This is a genomic window from Pseudonocardia wallangbongensis (assembly GCF_054486945.1).
Window position 1 is genome coordinate 190,641 of the sequence record NZ_JBRERS010000010.1, and the last position, 13,143, is coordinate 203,783.

At 74.1% G+C, this 13,143-nt stretch carries 10 protein-coding genes; 1 reads left to right on the forward strand and 9 read right to left on the reverse strand.

The window, feature by feature from the left end:
- Positions 1 to 2: 2 nt before the first annotated feature.
- The 9 genes from ACU436_RS30880 to ACU436_RS30920 all read right to left on the reverse strand — a co-directional run bounded on the left by ACU436_RS30880 (position 3) and on the right by ACU436_RS30920 (position 11,440).
- A complete protein-coding gene (locus ACU436_RS30880) occupies positions 3 to 1,172 on the reverse strand; it encodes a CaiB/BaiF CoA transferase family protein (protein ID WP_459030526.1) in 1,170 nt (389 codons plus the stop codon).
- Positions 1,173 to 1,191: 19 nt separating this feature from the next.
- On the reverse strand, positions 1,192 to 2,598 hold the full coding sequence (locus tag ACU436_RS30885) for an MFS transporter (RefSeq protein ID WP_459030527.1): 1,407 nt from the start codon (positions 2,596 to 2,598) through the stop codon (positions 1,192 to 1,194).
- A gap of 51 nt (positions 2,599 to 2,649) precedes the next feature.
- Positions 2,650 to 3,138, reverse strand: coding sequence for a MarR family winged helix-turn-helix transcriptional regulator (locus ACU436_RS30890; protein WP_459030528.1), 489 nt, complete (start codon positions 3,136 to 3,138; stop codon positions 2,650 to 2,652).
- Between the two features lie 50 nt (positions 3,139 to 3,188).
- Positions 3,189 to 5,729 (reverse strand): ATP-binding cassette domain-containing protein, encoded by a 2,541-nt coding sequence (locus tag ACU436_RS30895; RefSeq protein ID WP_459030529.1) that lies wholly within the window; start codon positions 5,727 to 5,729, stop codon positions 3,189 to 3,191.
- Positions 5,729 to 6,430 carry an alpha/beta fold hydrolase gene (locus ACU436_RS30900; RefSeq protein ID WP_459030530.1) on the reverse strand — a complete coding sequence of 234 codons (702 nt, stop codon included), beginning with the start codon at positions 6,428 to 6,430 and terminating at the stop codon, positions 5,729 to 5,731. Before ACU436_RS30900 ends, ACU436_RS30895 begins: the two co-directional genes overlap by 1 nt.
- A gap of 51 nt (positions 6,431 to 6,481) precedes the next feature.
- Positions 6,482 to 8,608: a phage holin family protein gene (locus ACU436_RS30905; protein ID WP_459030683.1), complete on the reverse strand. Its 2,127-nt coding sequence runs from the start codon at positions 8,606 to 8,608 to the stop codon at positions 6,482 to 6,484.
- Positions 8,608 to 9,219 carry a DedA family protein gene (locus ACU436_RS30910; RefSeq protein WP_459030531.1) on the reverse strand — a complete coding sequence of 204 codons (612 nt, stop codon included), beginning with the start codon at positions 9,217 to 9,219 and terminating at the stop codon, positions 8,608 to 8,610. The genes ACU436_RS30905 and ACU436_RS30910 overlap by 1 nt, the downstream gene beginning before the upstream one ends.
- Positions 9,216 to 10,025 carry an MBL fold metallo-hydrolase gene (locus ACU436_RS30915; protein ID WP_459030684.1) on the reverse strand — a complete coding sequence of 270 codons (810 nt, stop codon included), beginning with the start codon at positions 10,023 to 10,025 and terminating at the stop codon, positions 9,216 to 9,218. The genes ACU436_RS30910 and ACU436_RS30915 overlap by 4 nt, the downstream gene beginning before the upstream one ends.
- 74 nt (positions 10,026 to 10,099) lie before the next feature.
- Positions 10,100 to 11,440, reverse strand: a complete 1,341-nt coding sequence (locus ACU436_RS30920) for an ATP-dependent 6-phosphofructokinase (RefSeq protein WP_459030685.1) — start codon at positions 11,438 to 11,440, stop codon at positions 10,100 to 10,102.
- Between the two features lie 217 nt (positions 11,441 to 11,657).
- On the opposite strand from ACU436_RS30920, the gene ACU436_RS30925 reads away from it, so the two are divergent.
- Entirely contained in the window at positions 11,658 to 13,082 is a 1,425-nt protein-coding gene (locus ACU436_RS30925) for an MFS transporter (protein WP_459030532.1), read from the forward strand.
- The last annotated feature ends 61 nt before the right edge of the window (positions 13,083 to 13,143 follow it).

The window sequence follows — 13,143 nt, forward strand, 5'->3', positions numbered from 1 at the left end:
CGTCAGTCCGACATGAGCCACGCCCGCACCTCGTCGCCGTCCGCGCCCAGCGCGGGCGGCGGCTTGCGGTAGGACGCCGGCGTCGCCGAGTACGTCACCGGGTTGCGGACGCTGGGCACGCCACCCGGCTCGACCACCGGTTCCAGGCCCAGCCGGTCGGCCAGGGCCAGGCCCTCGTCGATCGTGTTGATCGGCCCGCACGGCACGCCCACGGGCGCGAGGATGTCGAACCACTCCTGCGCGGTCTTCGTGGCGAGCCGCGCGAGGAGCAGCGGCCGCAGCTCGTCGCGGTGGGCGTTGCGCGAGCCCATCGACGCGAAGCGCGGGTCGTCGAGCAGCTCGGGGGCGCCGACGGCGGTGGCGAGCTTGCGGAACTGGCCGTCGTTGGCGGCGATGACGATCAGCTCGCCGTCCCCGGTGGGCAGCGGCTCGTACGGGAACAGGGAGAGGTGGGCGTTGCCCAGCCTGCCGGGCACGACCCCGCCGGCGAGCACCGCGGACGTCTGGTTCACCAGGCCGGACAGGGCCGCCGACAGGAGGTTCGTCTCCAGCTTCTGCCCCGTTCCGGTGCGTTCGCGGTGGTGGAGCGCGGCGAGGATGGCGAGCGCGGCGTGCAGCCCGGTGATCACGTCGAAGACCGCGACGCCCGCGCGGTAGGGCGGGCCGTCGGCGTCGCCGGTGAGGCTCATCAGGCCGGACGTCGCCTGCACGAGCAGGTCGTACCCGGGCAGCCCGGCCCCTGCCGCCGTGCCGAAGCCGCTGATCGAGCAGTAGACGACCCGCGGGTTGCCCGCCGACACCGTGGCGTGGTCGAGCCCGAACCGCGCGAGGCCGCCGGGCTTGAAGTTCTCGATCATGACGTCGGCGCGGCCGGCGAGCCGTTGCGCGACGTCGAGGTCGGCCGGGTCGGCGAGGTCGAGCACGATCGACCGCTTGTTCCGGTTGATCGAGAGGTAGTACGTGGCCGTACCGTCCTCGCTGGTCGGCGGCACCCAGGTGCGGGTGTCGTCGCCGGTGCCCGGGCCCTCGACCTTGATCACGGTGGCGCCGAGGTCGGCCAGCAGCATCGTGGCGTACGGCCCGGCGAGGATGCGGGAGAAGTCGGCGACGAGCACCCCGGCGAGGGGTCCGCCGACCGGGGTCCCGTCGACGCGGTCGTTGGCATTGCTCACGCCCGGCATCGTACGAAGGTCAGGCCCGGCGGCGCAGGACCGTCACAGTGACCGCTGCCGCGGCGGCCACCGACACCGCGCTCGCCAGGAAGGCCAGCTGGTATCCGCTGGTCAGGGCCTCGGGCAGCGGGGTTCCTGCGGCGGTGGCGGCCTCGGTGCTGGCCGCGGCCAGCGCGGCGAGCACGGCCGTGCCCAGCGCGCCGCCGACCTGCTGGCTGGTGTTGGCCAGGCCGGACGCCAGCCCGGCGTCCTCGTCGGTGGCGTCGGCCATCATCACCGTGGTGACGGCAGGCAGCGCCAGGCCGGCACCGGCGCCGAGCACGAGCATCGACGGGAGCACGTCCACCAGGTAGTTGCCCACCGGTGGGCGGGTGAGCAGCAGCAGGCCGGCCACGAGGAGGATCTCGCCGGCGAGCAGCACCGAGCGGGCACCGGAGCGGGCGATCAGCCGGCCCGACGCGGTGAGCGACACCAGCGCGATCGTGAGCGTGATCGGCAGGAGCGCGAAGCCGGTCTGCGCCGGGCCGTACCCGAGCGCCCGCTGCAGGTACAGGGCCGCCACGAACTGGAAGCCGAGCATGCCCGCCACCATGAGCAGCTGCGCCGCGTTGCCACCGGACACCGCGCGCGACCGGAAGATCCGCAACCGGACCAGCGGCTCCGCGGCCCGCCGCTGCCGCACGACGAAGCCGACGAGCAGCGCCACGGCGGCCACGCCCATCCCGAGCCGCACGGCGGGCCCCGAGGTGTCGACGATCGTGAACACCGCGAGCACCAGACCGGCCGTCACCAGCAGCCCGCCCAGGACGTCCGGGCGCGCCGCGCGATCGGACGGGCGGTCGGCGGCGACGTAGCGCAGCGCCAGCAGCACGGCGGCCACCCCGATCGGCACGTTGACCAGGAAGATCCAGCGCCAGCCGACGGTGTCGGTGAGCACGCCGCCGAGCAGGGTGCCGATGGATGCACCGGCCGCGCCGACGAACGCGTAGACGCCCATGGCCCGGGCCCGCTCGCCCGGCTCCGGGAAGAGCGCCACGACCATGCCGAGCACCACGGCCGAGGCCATCGCCGCGCCGACCCCCTGCACGAACCGGGCCGCGATCAGCATCCCGGCGCCGACGGCCAGCCCGCAGAGCAGCGACGCCAGCACGAACAGCGCGAGGCCGCCGAGCAGCATCCGGCGCCGGCCGTAGAGGTCCCCGAGCCGCCCGGCGAGCAGCAGCAGGCCGCCCAGCGGTACGAGGTAGGCGTTGACCGTCCAGGCCAGCCCCGTCGTGGTGAAGCCCAGCTCGGACTGCAGCACCGGCAGCGCGACGGTGGTGATCGTGCCGTCGAGAATGATCATGAGGGTGGCGCTGCACAGCACCGCCAGCGCGAGCCAGCGGGATGGTGCGGAGCGATCCGTCGGAACGGCCGAACTCGTCATGAGATGGACCGTAGCAGATAGTTTTCTAACAGACAATCTCGTTCAGTACGGTCAGGCGCCCCGCTTCCGGCGCGGTGCGTGCGGGTTCGGCTCCACGGCCGACAGCGGGCCGTCCCGGGTGACGAGGGTGACCAGCGCGTCGAGCAGGGCGGCGCGCTGCTCGACGGGCAGCACGCCGAGCACCTCCTCGTAGAGGTCGTCGATCACACCGCGCGCCGTGGCGACCGCCCCGTCACCCGCGTCCGTGGTGCGGACGATCCGCACCCGCCGGTCGGCGGGCGACGGCGTGCGCTGGGCCAGCCCGGACTTCTCGAGGTTGTCGCAGGTGACGACCATCGTGGTCTTGTCGAGCAGCGCCAGCTCCGCGAGCTCGCCCTGGGTCAGCTCGTGCGCGGCGGCCTTGGAGAGCACGCAGTAGTCGCGCACGGTCATGCCCAGCTCGCCGAGCACGGTGCCCATCCGCGCGGAGAGGGCCTGGCTCGCCTTGTCGAACAGGTAGGAGAGGTCGGCGCGGATCTCGTCGTCGCTGCGCGTGTCCATAGCACAAGAGTACAGACGATCCGCAACGGGACGGTCCTGTACGGAACTGTCTACCGGCGCACCGGGTCCTGCCTCCGCAGGAGCCACGCCGTGACGCCCAGCAGCACCACCAACTGGACGGCGAGCACGCCGACGGCCAGCAGCCACGGGCCGGGCGCGTGCTCCCACAGCGGATCGGGGTCGCCGCGGACGTTGGGGTTCAGGTCGACCGTCGACGCACCCATCGCGTACGCCCACCGCGACGGCACCAGCCATGCCACCTGCTCCAGCACCGCCCGCCCGTGCACCGGGAACAGCCCGCCGCTCACCACCAACTGCAGCATCAGTACGAGGACGAGCAGCGGCATGCCGCGGTCGGCGTTGTCGATGAACGCGGAGATCACCAGGCCGACGACCATCGTCAGCACGGACACGGCGACGACCGCGAGCAGCACCTCGACAACCCCGGACCCGAGTACCACCGCGGCGTCGGGCGGCCGGTGACCGAGCAGGGCCAGCACCGTGAACACGGCGGCCTGCACGGCGGTGACCACGGCGAGGACCAGCAGCTTCGAGGTGAGGTAAGCGCCCAGCGAGAGCCCGATCGCGCGCTCGCGCCGGTACACCGGGCGTTCCTTGACCAGCTCGCGGATCGACGCGGCGATCCCCATCAGCGCCCCGCCGAGCACCAGCACGAGCAGCAGCTGGTTCGGCTGGCCGGTCCGCTCCGCCACCGCCGTGGTCGACGAGAGCCCCGCCGACCCCGGCACCAGCCGCGCGAGCAGGCTCAGCACCAGCGGCAGCAGTGCGAGGAACAGCGCGTACTGGCGGTCGGCCGCGATCACCGCGAGGTAGCGGCGGCAGAGCACGCCGAGCTGGGTGAGCCAGCCCTGCTGGCGCGGCGCGGTGCGCGGCGGCCCGGGACGCTCCGGCACCCGCGGCAGCGCGGCCGTGGGTGCGGCCACGTAGCGGCGGTGCTGGGCAGATGTCTTGAACCTGGTTGCGAGCACGGGGCCGGGCACGCGGTCGAGCTGCAGGAACATGTCGGCGAAGTCGCGCTCTCCGAAGTACCCGAGCGCCTCGCGCGGCGGCCCGAAGTACGCGACGTGACCACCGGGCGCCAGCACGAGCAACAGGTCGCAGACGTCGAGGTTGAGCACGCTGTGGGTGACGACCACGACGGTGCGCCCGGCGCCGTCGGTGCCGTCGGCCAGGCCGCGCAGCGTGCGCATCACCGACCGGTCCAGGCCCGGGTCCAGCCCGGACGTCGGCTCGTCGAGGAAGAGCAGCGACGGCTTCGTGAGCAGCTCGAGGGCCACGCTGGTGCGCTTGCGCTGCCCGCCCGACAGCGTGTCGATCCGCTGGTCGGCCTGCCCGGTGAGCCCCAGCTCCGCGACGACCTCCTCGACGCGGCGCTCCCGGTCGGCGGCCGGCACGTCGGCCGGGAACCGCAGGCGCGCGGCGAACCGCAGCGCCCGGCGCACGGTGAGCTGCGGATGCAGCACGTCGTCCTGCGGCACGAGCCCGATGCGGTGGCGCAGCTCGTCGTAGCCCGCATAGAGGTCGCGCCCGTCGTAGCGGACGTGGCCGTGGTCGGCGGGCCGCGACCCGGTGAGGGCGCGCAGCAGCGTCGACTTGCCCGCTCCGCTCGGCCCGACGATCGCGAGGAGGCAGCGGCCGGGCAGCGAGAAGGACACGCCGTCGAGGAGCCGCTTGCCGCCGCCGACGGTGACCGACAGGTCGTGCGCGGCGAACGCCACGTCGCCCGAGTCGACGACGGCCACCAGCCGGTCACCCTGCAGGCGCAGCAGGGTACGGCCGACGCCGATCACGTCCGCGGGCGTGACCGCCGCCCGCCCCGTGCGCGCGCCGTTGACGAACGTGCCGTTGCCGCTGCCGAGATCGACCAGCTCCCAGCCGCCGTCCGGGCGCCGCTCCAGCACCGCGTGGCGCCGCGAGGCGAGCAGGTCGTCGACCACCACGTCGTTGTCCGGGAGCCGCCCGATCGTCAGGCGACCGGACGCCACGAGGTGGACGGTGGTGTCGCGGCCGGCGACCGGTACCGCGACGGGAGCCGGAGGGGTCGGGTTCGGCCGCTCGACCAGCGTCCGGACCGGCTCGGCCCGGGCGGGAGCCGGCGCGGGCGGACCGCCGACGGGGTGCAGCTCGACGGTGGTGCCCCCGCTGCCCCGGCCCAGCCGCACGACGACCGGGCGATCCACCCGCAGCACGGTGATCCGGTCGTCGTCCAGTGCCCCCCGCCGGGAGTCGGGTGCGTACATCGGCGGATCCAGGTTTCTGCTGGGTGTGCCGGCGGGTCGTCCCTCGTATTGGTCATACTCGGGCGAGTCGCCGGTGCGCCCAGCAGGAGGCTGGGCCGCCGAGGTATGTGGCGGACTTCCGGCGGGGGGCACTAGGTAGGTGCCGTTGCTCGAGCTGTCGGTGAGCGTCCAACCGTCCCCGGTGAGCTCCAGGACGGCGTGCCGGCGCGACACGCGCGGGTGCGGCAGGTCGAGGTCGGCGTCCGGGCCGCGGCCGATGACGAACGGCCGCCCGGCGGGCACGCGCACGCTGCCGCCCGCGTACCGCACCTCCAGCCCCCCGGGTCGCATCAGCTCATCAAGAGCTCGGCGGTCGCCCCGGGAGCGCTCACCATCGCGTCGTGGCCGGTGGCCAGCTCCCGGAACTCCCAGCCCTCGCGCCGGGCGATCGCATGCGCGGAGTGGACCGCCGGATAGGCGGGGTCGGTGCACGCGACGTACGTGACGGGCCGACCACCCCCGAGCGGGCCGCGCATCGGGAACGGCTCGGCGTAGGTGCGCAGCGGGTGCGGGGTGAGCCTGCGGTCGACCCAGGCGATGTCCTCGGGATCGGCCAGGCCGAACGCCGCCGCGCCGGGCGGCGGGAACACGATGTCGCCGGTGGCCTCCGCCGCGTCCTTGCGCGCGGCCGCCGACTCCGGTGGCAGCCCGTCGAACCCGGCGGCTCCCGCCTCGACGACCAGCCCGTCGAGCAGCACGACCCGGCGCACCCGGTCCGCGGCCGCCTCGGCGACGGCGAGCGCGACGAGCGCCCCGAAGCTGTGCCCGACGAGCACGACGTCGGTGAGCTCCTCGTTGTCCAGCACGCCGACGACGTCCTGGACGAGCGTGCCCGGGCCGACGTCGGCGCCGAGCAGGTGGGCCCGCTCGCCGAAGCCCGTGAGCGTGGGCGTGAACACCTCGTGGCCCGCCTCGCGCAGCAGCCGCGCCACCCGCCGCCAGCACCACCCGCCGTGCCAGGCACCGTGGACGAGCACGAAAGGATCACTCACGCGAGCGATCCTCGCACGGACGGGCTACCGCCGAAGTTCAGGAAAGCCACTTTACTGTCCTGCAGGTTCATGAATGTGGCTTTCCTGAACCTCCGCCGGGACCGGTTGCGGGTGGCCGAGTTGGGTCAGCCAGCCGCGCAGCACACCGTGCAGGGCCTCGGCCCCGACGATCTCGGCGGGCGGCGACAGCTCGGCCGGGTGCAGGAGGAAAGCACGGGTCTGCGCGCCGCCCAGCCCGCCGTGCGAGCCCACGTGCGGCTCGAACGGGGACGCCTCGTCGCGCGTCGGGTCGTACCGGCTGTTGATCATCACGTCCCCGCAGTGGGGGAACTCGTCGACCCGGCGCACCAGGTCGGCGGCGTGCGGGCCGTAGGGAACGAGCGGGTCGTCCCCGATGACGACGTCGGTGGCGAGCCTGCGCAGCCCGTCGCGGCCGAGCACGACGGGCCCGAACTCGCCGCTGCGCACCAGCACGAACCCCACACCGGGGTGGTCGACCAGCGACGGCAACAGCTCCGGGTACTCGCTCTCGATCGTCTCCAGCTCCACCCGGCCCTCGTGCCCGGTGAACGACACCATCGCGAGGTGGCCGGACCCGACGACCACGACCCCCGGCGCGACCCGCGCCACCGCGCCCGGGGCACCGCTGGGCGTGCGCGGCCGGTCGGCGGCGCGCTGGACCCGGGCGCGCAACCTGCGCGCGATCGGGCCCCCGCCGGACGACGCCTCGGCGAGCACCGCATCGATCTGCCAGCCCTCCGCGGTGCGGGCCGACCCGGCGTGCGATCCACGGCGCGGGTCCGGCTGGGGCTCCCCGCACAGCCGCCCGACCAGCGCCTCGATCGACTCGCCGAAGCGGTCGGCGAACGCCCAGCCCTGGGTCTGGCCGTGATCGGAGAGCGCGACGATGTGGTAGCGCCGGGGCGCGAGCTGGGTGGCGCGGTGCAGCCGGCCGATCTGCCGGTCGATGCCGCGCAGCACGGCGAGCGAGTCGAAGCGCTCCACCCCGGAGTGGTGGCCCACCTCGTCGTAGCCCATGAAGTCGGCGTACACCACCGCCCGGCCGGCCATCATGTCCTCGATGATCGCCGCGACCACGACGTCGCGGGCGATCACCGTGGTACCCGCCCGGGCGAGGGGGTAGAACCCGCCCCGGCTCACCCGCGGCCGCACCCCGGCCCGCCGCTGCCGGACCGCCGCCGAGACCTCCCGCGCTACGTCGACCAGCGCGCCGACGACCGTGCGCAGCGCGTTGGCCGGGTTGGCGAAGTACCCGTAGTAGCCGGCGCCGACGCCGTCCCGGCCGCGCCCGCGCCGGCCCGCCCCGCTGATCAGCGGCAACGCGCTCATCGTGAGGCTCGTGTGCGCGGCGTCACCGGTGAAGAGGCTCGCCCGCGCCGCACCGTCGACGGCGAGCAGCCCGCGCCCGTCGGAGTGCCGGCGCTCGATCTCCGCGGCGTCCTCCGGGCTGGAGCACGCCATCACGTGATCGCGGTCCTTCTCGTACCAGCGGAACCCGAGGATGTCGTGGTTGTCGCCGTGCAGGATCCCGCAGACGCTCGCACCGGTCTGCGAGCTCCAGTCCGTGTGCCAGCCGGCGAGCCGGTGGCTGCCGTCGTCGAGAAGGCGGGCGAGCGCGGGCATGTCACCGTCGCGGACGGCGCGCCGCAACGTGTCGAAGCCGAGCCCGTCGACCTGCAGGACCAGCACCCCGGGCGGCATCGTCTCGTCGCCGGACGTGCCGCCGCGGGCACCGCGGCGCGCGGTGCGGCGGAAGAACAGCTCGTCCTCGTCGAGGCCCACCACGCTGCTCACGACCGACCCCAGCGCCGCCACCGCGACGGCCACCACCACGGCGGTGCCGAAGTCCGTGATCACCACGCCGGGCACGGCGAAGGAGATCGCCATCACCCCCGCACCGAGCAGCAGGAACGAGCCGATCCCCAGCGTGAACACGGCCACCGGCAGCGCGACGCGCAGCACCAGCGGCCACACCACCGCACTCAGCACGCCGAACAGGAGCGCGCAGACCGTCGGCTGCCACCACTCGGGCATCGAGAACCCGGTGAGCCAGACGTCGAGCAGCCGCAGGGCGCCCACCGCGAGCAGCCACACGAGCAGCACGCGCGCGACCACGCGCCCACCGCGAACGAGCCGGCCACCGCCCGTCGGCGCCATCACCGCGCCGCACCCGAGCGGTCCCGCCTGCGGCGCTGCCACACGGACACCAGCGAGCCGAGCCCGGCCAGCACCAGCACCAGCAGCGCCGCCAGCGTCGTGGCGAGCACCGGGTTGTCGAACAGCCCGCCGGACAGCACGCCCAGCACCGCGTACGCGATCGCCCACAGGATGCACCCGAGGACGGCGGCGGGTACGAGGCGCCGCCACGGGTACTCGAGCGCGCCCGCCGCGAGCAGCACCGGGATCCGGCCGGCCGGCATCAACCGCCCGATGACGATGAGCACGCCGCCGCGGCGCTCGAACTGCGCCCGCGCCGCCGCCAGCCGCTCGGGCGACTGGCGCCCGGTGACCCAGCGCTGGGCGACCGAGCTGCCCGCGTGGGCGAATGCGAACGTGACGAGGTCGCCGAGCAACGCCCCGACGACCGACAGCACGAGCACGAGCGGGAGCGACATGCTGCCGGTGGAGACGGCGATCGCCGCGGCAGCACCCACGACCGCGCCGGTGGGCACGATCGGCACGATCGAGCCGATCAGCACGCCGCCGAAGAGCGCGGAGTAGCCGAGCGCGGACGGGTCCGTCCAGCCCGCTGCCTGGACGGTGGTCATCGCACCACCGGCCGTGCCCCGCGCGGGGCGACCGCGGCCCCCGGTTCCGTCACCAGCACCCGGGTGCGCTCCCCCGCCGCTGCCACGGCCGCGGCGAACCGCTGCGGCGGCTCGACCAGGAGCCTGCGCATCCGCTCGCCGATCCGCCCGGGCAGGTGCGGCAGGCCGGTCATGGCGAGCGTTCCCCAGTGCACCGGCACGGCCACCCGCGGCCGCAACAGCCCGACGGCCTCGGCGGCGCGGCGCGGGTCGAGGTGGCCGGGGCCCAGCGTGAGCCCCCACCCCCACACCGGCAGCAGGGCGGCGTCCAGCGGGCCGAAGGTCGCCATGCCCGGGAACAGGTCCGTGTCGCCGGCCGCGTAGACCCGGCGGCACCCGCCCTCGATGACGTGCCCCATCGCCGCAGCCTGCGGACCGTGGGTGGAGCGCGGCCCGAACCGGTGGCCGCTGTGCTCCGCCGGCACGCCGTGCACCCGGAGCGCCCCGTGCTCGAGGTCCTCGCCGGGGGCGAGCTCGTCGACGTTGCGGATGCCGCGGCCGCGCAGCCACCGCCCGGCGCCCCGGGGCACCACCACGCGCGCCGTGCGCGGGAGCCGGCGCAACGACGGCAGGTGCAGGTGGTCGCCGTGCAGGTGGGACAGCAGGACGAGGTCGGTGTCCGCGAAGTGCGTGGGGTCCGGCTGCGGGCCCACCCGGCGCAGCGGGCCGACGCGGCCGGTGAGCACCGGGTCGGTGAGCACGACCGACCCGGCCAGCTCCAGCCGCACGGTGGAGTGGCCGAGGAAGCGCATCGCGAGCCCGTGCACACCCCCAGTATCGCTGCCCACCCGTGAGTGGATACGAGTGCTCCAGCACTCGTTTCCACTCACGGGTGGTCCGGTCAGCCGAAGCGGGCGGGCTGGCCGGTGGACTCCAGGACCGCCATCCACAGGTCGCCGTGCGGGTCGACCTGGTTGCGCCGGCTCACCGCCACGTGCATCGGGATGTGGACGAACCGGCGGCGGTAGCGGCCCACCACCATCTCGGTGCGCCCGGACATCGCCGCGTGCACCGCCGCCTGCGACAGCCGCACGCAGTACACCGAGTCGTACGGGTTGGCCGGCACGCTGCGGATCGCGTAGCTCGGGTCGATGTAGCGGATCGAGGTCTCGACGGCCACGTCGGAGAAGTGGTCCGCGAGGCGGCGCCGCAGCCAGGGGCCGATGTCGTGCAGCCGCGCGTTGCCCGACGCGTCGCGCGCGTCCTCGTCGCTCCCGCCGAGGAGCTCCTGGCCCGCGCCTTCGGCCACGACCACCACCGCGTGCCCGCGCTCGGACACCCGGCGCCGCACGTGCGCGAGCAACCCGTGCTCGCCGTCCAGCGCGAACGGGACCTCCGGGATCAGCACGGCGTCGGCACCGCTGCGGGCGAGCGCCGCGTAGCAGGCGATGAAGCCGGAGTGCCGCCCCATCAGCTTGACGAGCCCGATGCCGCCCGCCGTGGACTTGGCCTCCACCTGCGCGGCCCGGATCGCGTCGCTGGCCAGGCTGAACGCGGTCTGGAAGCCGAAGCTCTGGTCGATGTAGGGGATGTCGTTGTCGATCGTCTTCGGGACGCCGACGACCGCGATCAGGAGGCCGCGGTCGGCGATCGTCCGCGCGATCTGCATCGCTCCGCGCATCGAGCCGTCGCCACCCACCACGAACAGGATGTTGACGTGCAGCCGCTCCAGGCAGTCGACGATCTCCTCGGGGTCCTGCGGCCCGCGGGACGTGCCGAGCACGGTGCCGCCGTCGGTCGCGATGTCGCGCACCGACTCCGGGGTGAGGTCGACGACGTCGTGGCCGTAGTTCGCGACGAACCCCTGGTAGCCGTTGCGGATGCCGACCACGCGCCGGACGCGGTAGTGGTAGGTCAGGGTGCGGACGATGCCGGCGATCACGTCGTTGAGGCCCGGACACAGGCCGCCGCAGGTGACGATCGCCGCGCGCGTCTTGGCCGGGTCGAAGAAGATCTTCCGGCGGGGGCCGCACGGCTCCATGCCGGGCAGCTGGTCCGGGGCGACTCCGCGGGAGGAGATGCCGGCGAGGGTGTCGTCGAGCAGCACGCGGTCGTGCTCGTTGATGTAGTGCTCGGTGGTCCGGGTGGCGTCCAGCAGCGGCGCCATCGGGGACGTGATGCGGGCCGTTCCCAGCGTGTCGATCGTGAGGTCCGGGGGCGGCTCGACGCGAGGCAGCTCCACGACGGAGGCCTCGTGCGGCGGGCTGTCGTGTTCGTCCGGGAAAGCGGTGCTCACGGCGCTCCCTGCGTCGGCTGCGTAGCGCCCCGGCACTGGGGACGACGGTCTTCTTGACCGGTACAGGATGCCCGGTCGCGCCCGTTCGGACCAGCCCGGCCATCGAGGTGTTCCCCGTTCCACATGCTTGCTAATGGCAACGACCCCGTGCTCATCTGATGTGGTGACATCCCCCCGCCCGACGGTCGTGATCAGCGTGCTCGCGTCGTGCGGGTTGGCCGTCTCGCTGATGCAGACCCTGGTCGTGCCGCTCCTCCCGCAGTTCCCGCAACTGCTGTCGTCCTCGCCGTCGACCGTGGCGTGGCTGGTCACGGCCACACTGGTGGCCGCCGCCGTGTGCGCCCCGGTCATGGGGCGGCTCGGCGACATGTACGGCAAGCGCCGGATCCTGCTCGCCGGGCTCGCGATCGTCACGGTCGGATCGGTGCTCGGCGCCGTCGCCCCGAACGTCGGGGTGCTCATCGCCGCGCGGGCGTTGCAGGGCGTCGCGATGGGCGTGATCGCACTCGGCATCAGCGTGATGCGCGACGTGCTCCCGCCGGAGCGCGTCGGCAGCGGGATCGCGCTGATGAGCTCGTCGCTGGGCATCGGTGGCGCGATCGGGCTGCCGCTGACCGGCATCGTCGCGCAGCAGGCGAGCTGGCGGTGGCTCTTCGTCGGGGCCGCGGTGCTCGGCGTCGTGCAGTTCGTGCTCGTGCTCCTCGTCGTGCGGGAGTCGCCGCTGCGCTCCGGCGGCCGGTTCGACCTGCCGGGGGCGCTGGGCCTGTCGGCCGCGCTGGTGTGCCTGCTGCTCGCGATCTCGAAGGGCAACGAGTGGGGCTGGGGCAGCGCGCTCGTGCTCGGCCTGCTCGCCGCGGCGGCCGTCGTGTTCGCGCTGTGGGTCGCCTGGGAGCTGCGCCTTCGCCGGCCGCTCGTCGACCTGCGGGTCTCCGCCCGCCCCGCCGTGCTCTGGACGAACGTCGCGTCCATCGTGGTCGGCTTCGGGATGTTCGCGAGTTTCCTCGTGACGACGCAGATCCTGCAGGCCCCGCGGGCCACCGGGTACGGCTTCGGCCTGTCGCTCGTGGCGGCGGGCGTCGCGCTGCTCCCGATCGGCGCGGCCATGACGATCTTCTCGCCCGTCTCGGCCCGGGTCTCGCGACGCCGCGGCGCACGCACCACGCTCGTGCTCGGCGCCACGATCCTCGCGCTGGGCAACGTGCTGATGGCGACGCTGCCGAGCTCGCTCCCGCTGATCGTGGCGGCGTCCACCACCACGGCGATCGGCGCGGCGCTTGCCTACTCCGCGATCCCGCTCCTGATCATGGACTCGGTGCCGCGCGACGAGACCGCGGCCGCCAACAGCCTCAACACGCTCATGCGGATGCTCGGCACGTCCTCGTGCAGCTCGTTCGTCGCGGCGATCGCCACCGGCCTGACGACGACCGTCGCCGGCCGGTTGCTGCCCGCGGCGGACGCGTACACGGTGATCTACCTGGCTGCCGCGACCGCTGCCGCCCTCGGCGCCACGATCGCCGCCCTCACCCCCCGCCCCGCCGTGGCCGACGCCCTCCCGGCGGTCGTGGAACCGACCGCGCAAGCGGCCTGAGAAGCCCGGTTCGCGGCCGCCTCCGAGGCCCGACACACCAACTTCGGTGCTCACACACGAA